The organism is Acetobacter tropicalis, from assembly GCF_030644465.1.
GTDB classification, from domain to species: Bacteria; Pseudomonadota; Alphaproteobacteria; order Acetobacterales; family Acetobacteraceae; genus Acetobacter; species Acetobacter tropicalis.
Genome location: NZ_JAUYUW010000001.1, coordinates 2,326,506 through 2,341,246 on the forward strand (window position 1 = coordinate 2,326,506; position 14,741 = coordinate 2,341,246).

General features: G+C 57.4%; 15 protein-coding genes. 10 read left to right on the top strand and 5 right to left on the bottom strand.

Annotation, left to right across the window (positions count from 1 at the left end):
* Positions 1-86: 86 nt before the first annotated feature.
* From QWU00_RS10580 to QWU00_RS10590, 3 genes are all read right to left on the bottom strand, one after another.
* A complete protein-coding gene (locus QWU00_RS10580; RefSeq protein ID WP_035382446.1) occupies positions 87-1,241 on the bottom strand; it encodes a GNAT family N-acetyltransferase in 1,155 nt (384 codons plus the stop codon).
* 15 nt (positions 1,242-1,256) lie between these two features.
* Positions 1,257-1,721, bottom strand: coding sequence for a RidA family protein (locus QWU00_RS10585; RefSeq protein ID WP_035382445.1), 465 nt, complete (start codon positions 1,719-1,721; stop codon positions 1,257-1,259).
* 183 nt (positions 1,722-1,904) lie between these two features.
* The gene (locus QWU00_RS10590) at positions 1,905-3,470 is read right to left on the bottom strand and encodes a TSCPD domain-containing protein (RefSeq protein WP_035382444.1); all 1,566 of its coding nucleotides are present in this window, start codon (positions 3,468-3,470) and stop codon (positions 1,905-1,907) included.
* A 180-nt stretch (positions 3,471-3,650) separates the two neighbouring features.
* Here QWU00_RS10590 and QWU00_RS10595 point away from each other — a divergent pair, with 180 nt between their 5' ends.
* The 7 genes from QWU00_RS10595 (at position 3,651) to QWU00_RS10625 (ending at position 8,269) form a co-directional block, all read left to right on the top strand.
* The gene (locus QWU00_RS10595; RefSeq protein WP_035382501.1) at positions 3,651-4,019 is read left to right on the top strand and encodes an NADH:ubiquinone oxidoreductase subunit NDUFA12; all 369 of its coding nucleotides are present in this window, start codon (positions 3,651-3,653) and stop codon (positions 4,017-4,019) included.
* 57 nt (positions 4,020-4,076) lie between these two features.
* Positions 4,077-4,625, top strand: coding sequence for an outer membrane lipid asymmetry maintenance protein MlaD (mlaD, locus tag QWU00_RS10600; protein ID WP_035382443.1), 549 nt, complete (start codon positions 4,077-4,079; stop codon positions 4,623-4,625).
* Positions 4,626-4,668: 43 nt separating this feature from the next.
* Positions 4,669-4,887 (top strand): hypothetical protein, encoded by a 219-nt coding sequence (locus tag QWU00_RS10605; protein WP_035382500.1) that lies wholly within the window; start codon positions 4,669-4,671, stop codon positions 4,885-4,887.
* Complete coding sequence (locus tag QWU00_RS10610; protein ID WP_231551925.1) at positions 4,884-5,498, top strand: DUF2155 domain-containing protein; 615 nt, start codon at positions 4,884-4,886, stop codon at positions 5,496-5,498. The genes QWU00_RS10605 and QWU00_RS10610 overlap by 4 nt, the downstream gene beginning before the upstream one ends.
* A gap of 165 nt (positions 5,499-5,663) precedes the next feature.
* Positions 5,664-6,407, top strand: a complete 744-nt coding sequence (otsB, locus tag QWU00_RS10615) for a trehalose-phosphatase (RefSeq protein WP_035382498.1) — start codon at positions 5,664-5,666, stop codon at positions 6,405-6,407.
* 3 nt (positions 6,408-6,410) lie between these two features.
* The gene (locus QWU00_RS10620) at positions 6,411-7,757 is read left to right on the top strand and encodes an alpha,alpha-trehalose-phosphate synthase (UDP-forming) (protein WP_035382442.1); all 1,347 of its coding nucleotides are present in this window, start codon (positions 6,411-6,413) and stop codon (positions 7,755-7,757) included.
* Entirely contained in the window at positions 7,754-8,269 is a 516-nt protein-coding gene (locus QWU00_RS10625; RefSeq protein WP_187668606.1) for a disulfide bond formation protein B, read from the top strand. Before QWU00_RS10620 ends, QWU00_RS10625 begins: the two co-directional genes overlap by 4 nt.
* Positions 8,270-8,441: 172 nt before the next feature.
* Here QWU00_RS10625 and QWU00_RS10630 read toward each other — a convergent pair whose 3' ends face one another.
* Entirely contained in the window at positions 8,442-8,903 is a 462-nt protein-coding gene (locus tag QWU00_RS10630; protein WP_035382441.1) for an NUDIX hydrolase, read from the bottom strand.
* Positions 8,904-9,255: 352 nt separating this feature from the next.
* Here QWU00_RS10630 and QWU00_RS10635 point away from each other — a divergent pair, with 352 nt between their 5' ends.
* From QWU00_RS10635 to uvrB, 3 genes are all read left to right on the top strand, one after another.
* The gene (locus QWU00_RS10635) at positions 9,256-10,239 is read left to right on the top strand and encodes an aldo/keto reductase (protein ID WP_035382440.1); all 984 of its coding nucleotides are present in this window, start codon (positions 9,256-9,258) and stop codon (positions 10,237-10,239) included.
* 133 nt (positions 10,240-10,372) lie between these two features.
* Positions 10,373-10,822: a hypothetical protein gene (locus tag QWU00_RS10640; RefSeq protein ID WP_035382439.1), complete on the top strand. Its 450-nt coding sequence runs from the start codon at positions 10,373-10,375 to the stop codon at positions 10,820-10,822.
* 69 nt (positions 10,823-10,891) lie between these two features.
* Positions 10,892-13,159 carry an excinuclease ABC subunit UvrB gene (gene uvrB, locus QWU00_RS10645; protein ID WP_035382438.1) on the top strand — a complete coding sequence of 756 codons (2,268 nt, stop codon included), beginning with the start codon at positions 10,892-10,894 and terminating at the stop codon, positions 13,157-13,159.
* A gap of 390 nt (positions 13,160-13,549) precedes the next feature.
* Here uvrB and QWU00_RS10650 read toward each other — a convergent pair whose 3' ends face one another.
* Positions 13,550-14,629 (bottom strand): AI-2E family transporter, encoded by a 1,080-nt coding sequence (locus QWU00_RS10650; protein WP_035382495.1) that lies wholly within the window; start codon positions 14,627-14,629, stop codon positions 13,550-13,552.
* Positions 14,630-14,741 lie beyond the last annotated feature (112 nt).

The window sequence follows — 14,741 nt, forward strand, 5'->3', positions numbered from 1 at the left end:
GCCGCAGCCCGGTACAGCCGCAGTTTTCTGCGCGCATGTCAGGGCAGCAGGGATAAACCGGCAGCCGCTACATGTGTCGGGCTCCCTTATTCTGCGGCGTTATCCTGCCGATAGGGGGAAAGCTGGCCCAGCGCCTGGGCTTCTTCCGTCATTGCTAAGCGTTCGTGTTCCAGAAAGTTCGCCACACTGGCCCGAAAGGAGGGGTTTTCAATCCAGTGGGCGGAATGGGTGAGGCTGGGCACATAACCGCGCTGGATCTTGTGCTCCCCCTGTGCGCCGGCTTCTACTCGTTTCAGCCCATGTGCGATGGCAAAGTCTATGGCGCGGTAATAGCAGAGTTCAAAATGCAGGAACGGCCAGTTGCCCGTGCAGCCCCAGTTGCGTCCGTACAGAGTATCTTTGCCCAGCAGGTTCAGGGCGGCGGCAACGGTTTCCTGCCCGTTGCGCGCTACCATCAACACAACCCGTTCTCCCAGCCGTTCTGAAAGCAGAGGAAAGAAAGCAGGGGTGAGGTAGGCGCTACCCCATTTGCGGTCCACCGTGTTCTGGTAAAATCTGTAGAACGCATCCCACTCGGGTTTGGTAATGTCGTTCCCGCGCAGGGTATGAAAGGTGAGGCCTGCCGTATTGGCGTCTCGCCGCTCGCGCCGCAGGACCTTGCGTTTGCGGGATGAGAGTGCCTCAAGAAAATCCTCAAAGCTCTGATAACCCCGGTTATGCCAGTGATATTGCAGCCCCAGCCGATGCAGCCAGCCACGTTTGGCCATCAGGGCGCTTTCCTGCTCCTGACAGAAAGTGACATGGACGGAAGAAAGGCCGGTATCGCCACAGATCTGGCGCAGGGCATCTGCCAGCACGGCTGCAGCTTCCGGGGGAGCATCAGGGTGCACAAGCAGGCGCGGGCCGGGTGCAGGGGTAAAAGGAACGGCAACTTGCAGTTTGGGATAATACTGGCCGCCTGCGGCTTCAAAAGCGCGGGCCCAGCCTTGGTCAAACACATATTCGCCCCAGGAATGCCCTTTCAGGTAAGCGGGGCAGACGGCCGCCAGGGTGCCATCCGGGGCGTGCAGGCTGACATGCCGGGGCATCCAGCCCGTGCGGCGGGAGACAGAACCACTGTCTTCCAGCGCAGAGAGAAAGGCGTGGCTGACAAACGGGTTATCTGACCCCGCGCAGGCATCCCACGCCTCTGCCGTGAGGGAATGGATGCCGTCGTGGAGTGAAACAGACCAGTCCGGCATGGCGCATCCTCTCAATCAGTCGATTTCGAACAACCCTTCCACTTCAACCGGGGCATCCAGCGGCAGGGATGGCACACCCACGGTGGAGCGGGCATGGCGGCCAGCATTACCAAATACATCCACGGCCAGATCAGAGGCACCATTCATGACGGATGCATGAGCCGTAAAATCTGGCGTGCAGGCAATAAATCCGCCCAGACGCACCACGCGTTTCACACGGCTGAGGTCACCTACGGCGGCCTTAACCTGTGCGATCACGTTGATCATGCTGTAGCGGGCAGCTTCAACGGCGGTTTCGACAGATACCGCGCCACCCAGCTTGCCTGTGGCGAACAGCTTGCCGTCAACCATGGGTAACTGGCCGGATAGAACCAGCAGGTTGCCAGTCTGCACGGTCGCTACATAGTTGGCAACAGGAGCAGCGGGTGTGGGCAGGGTGATACCCAGTGCGGCCAGACGTGCTTCAGGGGTGGTGCTCATACAATCATCTCCGTTCAGGGTGCCGCGTGCACCATCAAAGGCGCATGCGGCGGGAAAAGAGGCTGCCCCGGCAGGCTAAAAGCCGGTCCCGAAAGGGAGAGCCGGCGATAGAAAACTGCTCCGTCTGGCTCCAGCGTATCACCCGCAACAGAGTAGCAGGGCAGCGCCGGGGCCAGAGTTCCGTTAGCTGACAACCAGCCGCAGGCTGCCTCGTTTGCGGGGGGCAGGGTCGCTCTCATCCGCCGGGAAATCAAGCGGCAACAACGGATCAGGCTCGCCCTGCATGTCCTGATGGGGGCCATCGGGCAGCTTTTTACCCAGATAGGCTTCAGACAAAGCGCGAAAGGCATAATCCAGCATGGAAGTGGCGTAGGTGGCCACAGGGTCGCCTTCCACCGTGCCGGAGGGGCCGAAGCAGGAATAGGCAAAGCTGTTCACATATTCTTCCAGCGGCGCACCATATTGCAGGCCAATGCTCACGGCTTCCCCAAAGCTTTCCATCAGCCCTTTCACCATGGCACTCTCCCGCGTGGGGGTGAGGGACAGTTCGCCCAGCGTTCCGTCTTCATACTCTCCAGTACGCAGGAACAGGCGGTGGCCGCCAATGGCTGTTTTCTGGGTAAAGCCGCCGTGGCGGTGGGGCAGCGCACGGCGCATTCCGCGTTCCAGCTTGCGGCGTAGCGGCTGGGCGGCCGGGTCTGGCCGTGCTGGCATGCGGTCAATAAAGCCGGTCAGCGCCCGATACATGGCCATGTGCGCGGTGGGCCCAGGCAAGGGCAGTACGGTTTCCCCAGCCAGCGCAGCCGCCAGAGCGGTTTCTGTGGTGAAGCCTCGGGCCTCCAACCGGTTGACGGTGCTTTGAGCCAGCCGTCCATCCGGGCGCAGCAGGGAGAAAACGGGAGCAAGGCCGCACGCTTCCACGCCCAGCACACCATCGACTGGCCCGGAGGTGGAGAAGCCGGTTTCAATGGCTTCAAGCGGATTTTCAGTTTCTACCGCAGCTTCATTCCACACGGCCCGGAGTGTTTCGCTCAGGCCCGGCAAAACGGTCCGCACAGGCGGAAGGGGCAGGGACTCGGGGCCACAGCCGGAATGGGCTGTCAGCGTTGCCAGTGTGGCAATGGCGCATGCGGCGGCACGACCATCTTCACTATCATAGTCCAGCCCTACTCCAGCCAGACACGCATCCAGATTGGTCAGCAGGATGTCCCCGGCACAGGGCGGGGCAGTGCCTGCGCCATCCACATCAGAGCTCTTGACGGCAGGCTGAGTGTTTTCAGACTGGGGTGCAAACAGATCAGGCAGCGGCAGCTCGCCGTTGCGCTGGTTGCCCATGGTGTGGGAGGCATCACGCAGCACGCGGGAGAGCAGACGCAGGGCCGCCACAAAGGTTTCTGCGGCAAACCCTTCCCCCGGAGAGACAAAAGCGGCCAGATTGAGCACAAAGCCCGGTGGTCGATCGAACTCACATGCCCAGACGGCTTCTGTCGGAGCCGCCTGACGCATGAGCAGAAGCCAGATGAGAGACCGCGCAGTGGCGTCATCCTGTGTCAGGGCGTCCACCCAGCGCGAGGCCGTGCGCGGGAGGTCTATTGCGTCCGTGCCGGGTATGAGCTGGGCCAGCGCAGAAGCTGCGTCGGTATCCCACTCAGCGGGCAGCGTTACGGAGCGGAAAGGAGCATCCGGGTCTGCTGCGGCCTGTAGTGTGCTCATGAGCACACCGTTCCAATGGCGTCTGGCTCTTGTCATGCCCGCAGTTTACGCCCTGTGCACAGGCCGATGGAACCCGGTCAGACCCCTCTGCAGATTATACAGACCCCGGTATAATGAGGATATGGGGGATAACTTTTTTCCAATCGAGCGCAGTTGATCGAACAGGCGGCCAAAAGGCATGGACCGCGCCTTGCCAGCGGTTTTATCATCCCGTTCATGGCAAATATCGGAACACGGCTGTACACGCGCCGCAAAGGGCGGCTGGTTGGCAAGGACGCCCAAGGGCGCTGCTATTACGAATCGACCGGCCCCGCACGCCGTGGCGGCGGGCTTGACCGGCCTGAACGGTGGGTGATCTACCTGAAAGGGGAAGATCCTTCCGCCGTGCCGCCGGAATGGTGGGGGTGGCTGCACCATACGCTGGATGCGCCCATTCCTGATGAAGAGCGCAAGCCATGGCAGCTTCCGTACCAACCCAACATGACCGGCACGGCGCAGCGCTATAGCCCGCCGGGCAGTGCATACAGCAGCGGGCAGAAACCTCCTGCCACAGGAGATTATGACGCCTGGACGCCGGATGCGTGATCTCGGACGCATTCCCTGCTAAGAGGAAAATCCAGAGCAGGGAGTGCAACAGGATTTATGGCTTCAGTGACATCAGTAACCGCACGGCGGAATTCGGTTGAACTCATAACGGGTGTGGTCGTGCTGATTGCCCTCGCCCTCATGCTTGTGGCCGCTGTGGTAGGGGAAGGCCGGAAAACCGATAGTACGGGTTATCCGCTTCATGCCAGCTTTTCCCACATAGACGGGTTGGGCGTGGGTTCGGATGTGCGGCTGGCGGGTGTTACCGTTGGGCAGGTGGTCCAGGAACGGGTTGATCCCACGACCTACAAGGCGGAAGTCACCTTTACCGTGCGGCCCGATATCAAATTGCCAACGGATAGTGCTGCCATCATCACCAGTGATAGTCTTCTGGGCGGTAAATACATTGCCCTCTCTCCTGGTGGGGATGATCAAACCCTGAAACCGAACGCCATGGTTAATCAGACCCAGGGTTCGATCAGTCTTGAACAACTGCTGAGCAAATTTATTTTCTCTGTAACGGACACACTGACCCGCGCCAACAAGGATGCGGCCAAGGATCAACCCGCTGCCCCGGCTGATGCGGGGAAGGGTGATCTGCCTTGAGGCAGAACGCCTGGTGTGCGCGGCTGTGGAGAAAAATAGCGAGATGAAAACCCCTGAAATCTGGCCGCAGGACGACGGGCAACCCGTTTCCTGCGTGGAAAAATTAAAGGTGCTGGAAGAAAACTGGCAGGAAGTGCAGGACGTTCTGCGTGATGCGTTTGAGGATGCGGTTTTAATGGGGGTAAGTGAACAGGTGATGCGTGACCGGCTGGCTGATCTTGTAACGGCTCTTGTCTCCCCCCGCCGGGGGAGTAGCGCATGAAAAGCACACACATTTTGCGCAAGATCGCCCTTGCCTGTGTCATGGTCGGCAGCGCGGCCGTAGGCGCTGTTTCCGTCGCTCATGCCGTCGGCACGCCGCTTGCCCCTCCGGCTATTTATCCACCCAACACATGGCAGGGGAAAGCGACCGCCGTTGTGCGTGTGCTTGATCGGCTGGATGCTCATGTGGAAGTGATCTCGGTTCCGGTTGGAACGACTGCACATTACAAGAGTTTAGAGATATCAGCGGGTCGTTGCCTGGAACGGCCGCAAACATTATCTCCGGATGCCGCAGGCTGGCTGGAGTTGCATGACACGCACCCGGATGGGGCAACGTTCAAAGGCTGGATGCTGGCGGCGGAACCTGCTTTGGGTGTGTTTGAAAGTGCTGTGTACGATGTGCGGATGGTGCGGTGTGAAGGGGATAATGTTGCCCCTGCTGCGCCGCCACTGCCCACACCAAGCGTGCCGGTGCTGACGCAACCTTCTGGTGCCACCCCTCCTTCTACCGGGAGTGATGGCGGAGCAGGCGGGCAGGCTCCCTCTACTGGAGCAGCGCCCGCGGGCCAGAACCAGACACCAGCCACACCTGAATATGGCGGCGAATATTAAGGTTAAGGACGCATTTTCTCCATAGTGTGTCCACAGAATGCATGACCAGCCCTGCCGTGCGGGGTGGTTGTCGTCAGCCGTTGGCTCCGGCATCGTTCAGCAACAGGCTCTGACGACCCTGAAGGCGGGGGATGGAGCCTGAAAAGACAGTAAGACGAGGTGCACGTGGTCCGTACTTTTTCCAGTAATGAATTTCGCCTTCAGGTTCCCCCCGTGAAGGAGGCGGCTTTTTTATTCGATTTTGACGGAACACTGGTTGATATTGCACCCACGCCTGATTCCGTAGTGGTGCCAAATGGGCTGCTGGAAACATTGCGCAGCCTGCGGGCCGCGTGTGGTGATGCCCTTGCGGTTATCTCCGGCCGCCCGATTGATCAGATTGACCATTTTCTTGGTGATGTACCGTTTGCCGTGGCGGGCGAGCACGGGGTAGCCGTTCGGCACCGTCCCGGTGGGCCGATCGAACGAGTTGCTCTGCCTGCCATCCCCCAAAACTGGCTGGTTGCAGCCCGAAAACTGGTAGAGGCATGGCCCGGTTCCCGGCTTGAACACAAGCAGGCGGGGTTTGTGCTGCATTATCGCGCCGTGCCGGAAGCAGGAAACGTATTTCGGGAGGCCGCCGAGGGCTGGATGCGGGAAGCAAACGGAGCCTTCCATTTGCAGGCCGCCAAAATGGCGTGGGAAATCCGTCCGGCAGGAGTGGACAAAGGGTATGCCGTGTCCAGCTTGATGGAAGCTGCCCCTTTTGCGGGCCGGAAACCTGTTTTTGTGGGTGATGACGTGACGGATGAAGACGGCATTGCCGCTGCGAAGAGACTAGGCGGAGCCGGATTGCGGATTCCAACCGACTTTCCAACTCCCGCAGCGTTTCGGGACTGGTTGGGAACACTGGTTGGAAAGGAGCTCTAAGGCATGGGGCGTCTTGTTGTTGTATCCAACCGCGTTCCTGCCCCGCGTGACCGGCATCAGCCCGCAGGCGGCCTTGCCGTTGCCTTGCGCGATGCACTGAGTGAAGGGCAATGCCTGTGGTTCGGGTGGTCTGGCCAGCAGATTTCCGAGCATGAGCAGGAAGACCGCGATGTCAGCATCGATCATGTGGAAAATGTGACCTACGCCACGATAGATCTGACTCACGCCGAGTTTGACGGGTTCTATCAGAAATATTCCAACGCCATCCTATGGCCGCTCTGCCATTACCGTGCAGGTCTGATGGAATATAACCGGAAAGATCGAGAAGTTTATCTGAGCGTGAACGAACTGTTTGCCCAGAAGCTTCTGCCGCTTTTAAAACCTGATGATCTGATCTGGATTCATGATTACCACCTGTTTCCGTTAGGGCAGGCATTGCGTGATCTGGGCGTGACATCTCCCATAGGCTTCTTCCTGCATATTCCTTTCCCGCCATGGAGCCTGATGAAGGCCCTGCCGGGCGGGGCAAGGCTTATGCAAAACATGCAGGCCTATGATGTTATCGGCCTACAGACAGAAGATGATGCGCGTAACATGAATGATGGTTTTTCCATCTGCGGTGTGAAGGCGCGGGCGCAGGTCTTCCCCATAGGCATTGATCCGGAAAGCTTTGCCGAGCAGGCCAAGGCTGGAGAAAATGTGGCGGAGGTGGAGCGTCTGCGTGAAAGCCTGGCAGGAAAACCGCTGATTATTGGTGTGGACCGGCTGGATTATTCAAAGGGATTGCCTGAGCGTCTGAAAGGATATGAAACCTTTCTTCAGCGCTACCCTGAACACCGGGGCAAGGTTGTTTACCTGCAAATTGCGCCAGTTTCCCGTGGGGATGTTGAGGAATACCGTCTGCTCAAGCAAGGACTGGACGAGGCCGTTGGCCGCATTAACGGCAGCTATGGGGATTTTGACTGGACGCCGGTGCGGTACATCACGCACCCGGTGCCACGCCATTTGCTTGCGGCCTTCTACCGGCTGGCCAATGTTGCGTTGGTAACCCCTTTGCGGGACGGTATGAATCTTGTGGCAAAGGAATACGTGGCGGCACAGAACAAGGACGACCCTGGCGTACTGATCCTTTCACATTTTGCGGGTGCTGCTCCTGAAATGGAAGATGCTCTGCTGGTCAATCCGCATGATGCGGATGAAATAGCCGAGGCATTGCACAAGGCGCTGGCCATGCCGCAAGCGGAACGCCGCTCCCGATGGGCTTTGTTGCAGCCTGATGTCTGGCGGGTTACGGCCGGAAGCTGGGCGCGGGATTTCATAAGTACATTAGCAAAGGTGAAACGCGGGTGAAGGCTGCGCTGGTTAATCGGAAAATGGGACTATTTCTGGCGTTGGCCGGAGGGCTGGCGCTGGGCGTAGCATGGTGGGTGGAACATGTTCTGCAAATCATGCCGTGTGAGTTGTGTCTGGTAGAACGCTGGCCGTGGCGCATTCTCATTCTGATTGGCATTATCGATATTGTTCTGCCGGGTGCGGCGGGTGGTCCGGTGCTGTGGCTGGCTGTGCCTGTTCTTCTGGCATCAGTCGGGCTGGCTGCGTGCCACGCCGGGGTAGAGTGGCAATGGTGGCCCAGCCCGTTACCGGGGTGCCATGCACCGCATATCACCGGCCGCACCATGGCAGAACGCTTGGCATCCATGCCGTTGCGCCCCTCCAAACCCTGCGATGCTCCCACCTATCTTGTGCCGGGCTTACCGCTGTCCATGAGTGTTATGGGCGGCCTGTATGCGGCCGCTATTCTGGCTGTGTTCTTTATCTGGAAACGCAGAGTGGCCCGCACAGCAAGACGGATTTTCTACTGAAAAGCTGCCAGACAGATTGCATGCAAAGCCTGTCTGATCAGACTACTCCGCTTTTTGCGTCTGATAGGCTGGTGCCTTGATGATGCCTCTGTCTGCACGTGGCTTGTAAAAATCTTTTCCCCAGCCCTAAAAATTTCTCGTCTGTGGCACGGTGCAGATTTTTCACACCGGATTATAACTGGTTTTCGTGGATCTGTGCTTCTTGCAGCACATGCTTGGCAAGGGTGGCGACGCGCTTGCTGGCTGCAGCACCCAACGCAGTCATGTCCTTATAGGAAAACCAGCGGGCTTCGAGAGCATCATCGCCCGCACACGGGGTCTGCAATGTTGGTGCTGATTCTGTGCAGCACACGGCGATAATGATGTAATGGAACAGCAGTGCGCCATCCGGGCCGTAGTGCAGGCTATCAAACACATCAGCCACATGTGTGGCTTTGGCGCACATTCCGGTTTCTTCAAGCAGTTCCCGTTCTGCTGCCTGAAGCAGGGTCTCGCCTGCTTCAATGCGCCCACCGGGAAATCCCCATAGTCCGGCATCCGGCGGGTTGGCCCGTCTGACCAACAGGAAATCGGAACCGCGACGTACTACGGCAAGAACCCCCGCACGGGGCATAAAGGGAGGTGTTTGGGTCATTACGTCTCTATCAGACAGATCATTCAACAGGGGCTTACGGAGGGGAGTATAGAAGGTAAGGCTGATTGATCAAAAAGTCAGAAGGTCTGTCAGGCGAGGAAGGCCGGGTAAGGGGAGAAGGCTGACCGGCAAAGCCAGCCCGTTTGGGTGCTGCGTTTCGGTCAACCTGTTCCAGCCACACGGTATGTCTTTTGAGACTCATGTTTCTGGAAAATTGCCTGTATGGCAGCCTCCCATATTTGCCATGCAACTTATCACGGAGGAGAGGTTTAGGCTTTGGGTTTCTCCGCCCTTATCTTGCTGATAAAGAACGGATAAAGTTGCAGTTTATATTTGTTGGGAGTTCTCAGGAATGACGGCAGAAATGCTTTCTATCCCCGGTCTGGCCAAACCGGCCTCACGCATCGCCCTTGGAACATGGGCTATTGGCGGGGCCATGTGGGGCGGACCGGATGATGAGAATGCCGCCAGAACCATTGATAAGGCGCTTGATCTTGGCATCAATGTTATTGATACCGCTCCCGTTTACGGCTTTGGTCATTCAGAAGATGTGATTGGCCGGGCGCTGGAAGGCAAACGGGACCGCGTGATTCTGGCTACTAAAGTCGGCCTGAACTGGCAGGACGGCAAGGTGTTCCGTGATAGCCGGCCAGAGCGTATCAAACAGGAAGTGGAAGACTCTCTGCGGCGGCTGCGCACGGACCATATTGATCTTTATCAGGTGCATTGGCCCGACCCCAAAACGCCGATTGAAGAGACAGCGCGGGCGCTTGAGCAGATTGTCACGGATGGCAAGGTGCGGGCTCTGGGCGTAAGTAACTTCTCGCCTGCTCAGATGGATGAATTCCGCAAGGTGGCTCCACTTGCCGCAGTGCAGCCGCCTTACAACCTGTTTGAGCGCGAGATTGAAAAGGATGTGCTGCTGTATGCCATTCAGAACAAGCTTGTGGTGCTGGCATATGGTCCTCTTTGCCGGGGGCTGCTGTCTGGCCGCATGACGGCTGACCGGAAATTTGAAGGGGATGATCTGCGCAAGACCGACCCCAAATTCAAAGAGCCGCGCTTTGACCAGTATCTGAAGGCGGTGGCAGACCTCAAAGCCATTGCAGACAAGCACGGCAAGAGCATGCTGGCGCTGGCGATTCGCTGGGTGCTGGACCGTGGGCCGACCATTGCTTTGTGGGGCGCAAGAAAGCCCGAACAGATCAGTGGTGTGGATGATGCTCTGGACTGGAAGCTGGATGAAGCGGACATGAAAGAGATTGACGCCATCCTGACCCGTGACATTACGGACCCGGTAGGACCGGAGTTCATGGCACCGCCCGCACGCGCCTGAGGGAGTGGCAGGAAGGGGCCCCGGCAGCGGGCCCCTTCCATATGGGCTTGCTGTAAGACCCGCCGTGGTCGCAGGGCTGGCGTCCGGGGTTTAACGTTGACTCGGCAAGCCGCTTTTCCGCAAGCTGTCAGGAATGAAAGACCCCTCCACCCTTCCTGAAGCGCCAGAACAACCGGGAACGGTCTTCCAGTTCCCGCTTCAGCAGGTTCTGAGCAGCCAGCAGGCGGCTGGCTATCTGGGGGTTTCTGAAAAACGGTTGCAGATTCTGGCGCTGTTTGGCGGTGGCCCGGCCCGCGTCAGGCAGGGCGGTGCTACGCCTCATTATCGCAAGGATGATCTGGACGCATACAGCGCCGCGCTGTTTTCCTATGCCGGACTTTCAGATGATGAACTGGCCCGGTATCGTAGCAACCGCACAGCAAGCGGTTTTTCAGGTATTGATCGCTTTATGGACATGGCCAGTCGAGATGAACTCTCTCAGGCGTGTGCCTTTATTGGCGGTCGTATTGCCATTGTTCTTGGTATGGTGGTGATTGTGCTTTCCCACACCCCCCTTTCACGCATGCTCTTTCATATGCAGTAAGGCAGTTTTTGGCGCGGTGGAGCGGGGCAGCCCTTGCGGGAGGCCGCGCTGTGCCCCATCTTGCTTTCTATGGCCACACAGTCTGCATCCCGTTCCTCTTCCTCCGCAGCGCGGGGAAAGAAACGTCCCTCCCTGAGCGAAAAGGCAGCCGCACTGCCGCCCGTGCTGTTCAAGCCGGAAAAACAGGCGGCTCGGCCTAAGCTGAAGCGGATGGAAGTGGTTTCCGAATATGAACCCGCCGGGGATCAGCCACAGGCCATCAAGGAACTGGTGAAGGGTGTTGAGGCCAATGAGCGGGATCAGGTACTGCTGGGGGTTACGGGCTCCGGCAAGACCTTCACCATGGCCAAGATGATTGAGGCCACCCAGAAGCCAACCCTCATTCTGGCTCCCAACAAGACATTGGCTGCACAGCTTTATGGGGAAATGAAGCAGTTTTTCCCGAATAATGCGGTCGAATATTTTGTCAGTTACTATGATTATTATCAGCCGGAAGCCTATGTGCCACGGTCTGACACCTATATTGAAAAAGATAGTCAGATCAATGAACAGATAGACCGGATGCGCCACGCCGCCACGCAGGCGCTGCTGGAGCGGAATGACGTGATCATTGTTGCATCCGTTTCCTGCATTTACGGTATCGGGTCGGTCGAAACCTACTCCCGCATGGTGGTAAAGCTGGAATTGGGTGGCGAGATTGATCGGGACCGATTGGTGCGCGGTCTGGTGGAACTGCAATACCGCCGGAATGATGCTGCGTTTACCCGTGGCACGTTCCGCGTGCGGGGTGAGACCATTGATGTCTTTCCGGTGCAGAATGAAGACCGCGCCTGGCGCATTTCCCTGTTTGGCGATGAAATTGACGGCATTATCGAGTTTGATCCCTTAACAGGGGAAAAAACGGCAGATCTGCAGGAAGTCACCATTTACGCCAACAGCCACTATGTGACACCTCGGCCCACGCTCAATCAGGCTATCAAAGGCATCAAGCAGGAACTGCGCGAACAGCTTGATCGTTTCACGCAGCAGGGAAAACTGCTGGAAGCAGAACGGCTGGATCAACGCACTACCTTTGATCTGGAAATGCTGGAAACCACAGGTGTGTGCAAAGGGATTGAAAACTATTCCCGTTACCTGTCTGGCCGTGAACCGGGTGATCCACCGCCAACCCTGTTTGAATATCTGCCTGAAGATGCTTTGCTGATTGTGGATGAAAGCCATGTGACCGTGCCCCAGATTGGGGGCATGGAGCGCGGGGATAACGCGCGTAAATCCACCTTGGCGGAGTTCGGCTTCCGTCTGCCCTCCTGCCTTGATAACCGGCCTCTCAATTTTGCGGAGTGGGATACCTTTCGTCCGCAGACCGTGTTTGTCAGCGCCACCCCCGGCCCGTGGGAAATGGAACGTACCGGCGGTGTATTTGCAGAGCAGGTTATCCGTCCGACGGGGCTGATTGACCCTGTTACGGATATCCGTCCGGTTGAGCATCAGGTGGATGATCTTCTGGCAGAATGTCGTCTGACCATTGCCAAAGGCGGCCGTGTTCTGGTGACAACGCTTACCAAACGCATGGCGGAAGATCTGACGGATTATCTGAATGAAGCCGGTATCCGTGTGCGCTATCTGCATTCGGATGTTGATACGCTGGAACGGATTGAAATTATCCGGGATCTGCGCGTAGGGGCGTTTGACGTTCTGATCGGGATCAACCTTCTGCGTGAGGGGCTGGATATTCCGGAATGTTCGCTGGTGGCTATTCTGGATGCGGATAAGGAAGGTTTCCTGCGGTCTCGTACCTCACTGATCCAGACCATTGGCCGTGCTGCCCGTAATGTGGAAGGCAGGGTGTTGCTGTACGCCGATAAAATGACGGATTCCCTCCGTTACGCGGTGGAAGAAACAGCCCGCAGGCGTGAAAAGCAGATGGCATGGAACGAAGTGCACGGCATTACCCCGCAAAGCGTGCGCAAAAACATCAGTGATATTGTCTCTTCTGTCTTTGAGCAGGATTACGTCACCATCGCCCCGGATGAAGATACGGGTGTGACGGAATTTGTAGGGCAGGATCTTGATGCCGCTATTGCTGGCCTTGAAAAGCGCATGCGTGAGGCAGCCGCCAATCTGGAATTTGAAACAGCAGCGCGCCTGCGTGATGAAATCAAACGGCTGGAAGCGCTGCAACTGGGGATAGAGCCTCCTCCGCAGCCAACATCTACGGCCGGGAAAAAGCCAGCCGGACGGCGCAAAAAGCAGGATCAGGTTCCGCGTCCCCTCGGGCCAGGAGGGGGAGGGTATGACCCCAAACCCAAAAAAGGCCGCACCCGAAGCCGGGGTTAGCCGAAAGGGACGGGTTTTTTAAGAAGTGGAAACGGGCTCACCAACAGGGCAGGCAATCCTGCTTGTTCTGTGAGAAAAATGCGTAACATTTCTTAAAAATATCCGAAATATTGCAAGTTTTCTGAAATGAACGGTCTGTTAATGTCAGTGGCTTCATGAGCATGAGCATGAGCATGAGCATGAGCATGAGCATGAGCATGAGCATGAGCATGAGCACTTTTCTCTTTTAAAAGTCGAAGAACAGGCAGCCTAAGAGAACAACGGATAATGTATTGAGATGATATCAAAATGCTCGTCTTTTAATTGAGAGACCTCTGGTTTCTTTTCCTCAATTTTGAGAATGATATCTGAAAGCCTCCTAACAGCAGTGTCAGGAGGCTTTCAAAGTGATCAGGCCGGGGTTTGTGGCGCGGCGGTTCTGGCTTCCGCCAGCCAGCTTTTGACCAGCGTATAGGTTACAGAGAGAATAACGGGGCCGACAAAAATCCCCACAAGCCCAAAGGCGGACAAGCCCCCAATAACGCCCAGCATGATCAGGATAAGCGGCACGTCTGCCTGTTTGCGGATAAGGTAAGGGCGCAGCACGTTATCAATCACAATGGTCAGGACGGTGATAACCAGAAGAACAATGGCGCTCAGCATGTCCTTGAAGAAAAACATCCAGATTACAGCAGGAATAAGTGTTACGCCGGGCCCCGCCTGAAGCAGGCAGGCAATAAAGGTAATGGCGGTGAGAACACTGGCCCATGGCATGCCGGTTATTTCCATCCCTGCGCCGCCTACTGCTGTTTCAACAAGGGCTGTTACCGTCACACCTATGGCCACGCCGCGGATGGTGCGGCCCGCCAGCAGGATCATGTCCTTGCCGCGTTGTTCCGCCAGAGCGTAGCCAAACTCCAGCACCAGTCTGGTGGCTGCTTCACCCTTGGCGTGGAGCGCGGCCATGATGACCAACGTCAGCAGAAACTGTAATGCAAGCATGCTGAACCCGCCCAGATAATTCAGAACCCAGCGGATAATCTGTCCGGTATCAGGCACCATGTTATCCAGCAGCTGGGGCAGGCGTGCGTTTTCAATTTTCTGCCACAGGGTAATGCTTTTGGGTCCTATCAGCGGCAGGTTGGCCAGCCAGTGTGGTTCGGCAGGCACACGGAACTTCATGGCGGTCTCCCCAAACTGCATCAATTCTGCGGAATGGGTCATGAGGGTGGTCATTGCGAGCCAGAAGGGCAGCACAAATACCAGCAACGCAATTAGCGTGGTGCAGGATACGGCCAGAGCCCGGCTACCCCAGAGCAGTTTCTGTATGCGAAGCAACAGGGGCCATGTGGTTATGCCAATAGTCATGGCCCAGATGGTAGCGGGAAGAAACGGGCGCACCACCCATAGCGAGAACAGGATCATCACGCCCGCCATCAGGGCGGCCAGAACCGCGCGGGATTCCCGCGGCGTAGGAAGGGAGGAACTCATGCGCGGGCCTGTTGGGAATAGATTAAGGGAGGAAAGAAAAATGTCATGCTGAACTGTCTGGCTTGCAGGTGCGTGCTGCACCGGGGTTGAATAGTTCTTCTTTACTCTACCT

What these genes read in the sequence shown, in the direction of transcription:
- QWU00_RS10580 (WP_035382446.1), bottom strand. Translation starts at nt 1,241, where the DNA reads ATGCCGGACTGGTCTGTTTCACTCCACGACGGCATCCATTCCCTCACG.
- QWU00_RS10585 (WP_035382445.1), bottom strand. Translation starts at nt 1,721, where the DNA reads ATGAGCACCACCCCTGAAGCACGTCTGGCCGCACTGGGTATCACCCTG.
- QWU00_RS10590 (WP_035382444.1), bottom strand. Translation starts at nt 3,470, where the DNA reads ATGACAAGAGCCAGACGCCATTGGAACGGTGTGCTCATGAGCACACTA.
- QWU00_RS10595 (WP_035382501.1), top strand. Translation starts at nt 3,651, where the DNA reads ATGGCAAATATCGGAACACGGCTGTACACGCGCCGCAAAGGGCGGCTG.
- mlaD (WP_035382443.1), top strand. Translation starts at nt 4,077, where the DNA reads ATGGCTTCAGTGACATCAGTAACCGCACGGCGGAATTCGGTTGAACTC.
- QWU00_RS10605 (WP_035382500.1), top strand. Translation starts at nt 4,669, where the DNA reads ATGAAAACCCCTGAAATCTGGCCGCAGGACGACGGGCAACCCGTTTCC.
- QWU00_RS10610 (WP_231551925.1), top strand. Translation starts at nt 4,884, where the DNA reads ATGAAAAGCACACACATTTTGCGCAAGATCGCCCTTGCCTGTGTCATG.
- QWU00_RS10620 (WP_035382442.1), top strand. Translation starts at nt 6,411, where the DNA reads ATGGGGCGTCTTGTTGTTGTATCCAACCGCGTTCCTGCCCCGCGTGAC.
- QWU00_RS10630 (WP_035382441.1), bottom strand. Translation starts at nt 8,903, where the DNA reads ATGACCCAAACACCTCCCTTTATGCCCCGTGCGGGGGTTCTTGCCGTA.
- QWU00_RS10635 (WP_035382440.1), top strand. Translation starts at nt 9,256, where the DNA reads ATGACGGCAGAAATGCTTTCTATCCCCGGTCTGGCCAAACCGGCCTCA.
- QWU00_RS10640 (WP_035382439.1), top strand. Translation starts at nt 10,373, where the DNA reads ATGAAAGACCCCTCCACCCTTCCTGAAGCGCCAGAACAACCGGGAACG.
- uvrB (WP_035382438.1), top strand. Translation starts at nt 10,892, where the DNA reads ATGGCCACACAGTCTGCATCCCGTTCCTCTTCCTCCGCAGCGCGGGGA.
- QWU00_RS10650 (WP_035382495.1), bottom strand. Translation starts at nt 14,629, where the DNA reads ATGAGTTCCTCCCTTCCTACGCCGCGGGAATCCCGCGCGGTTCTGGCC.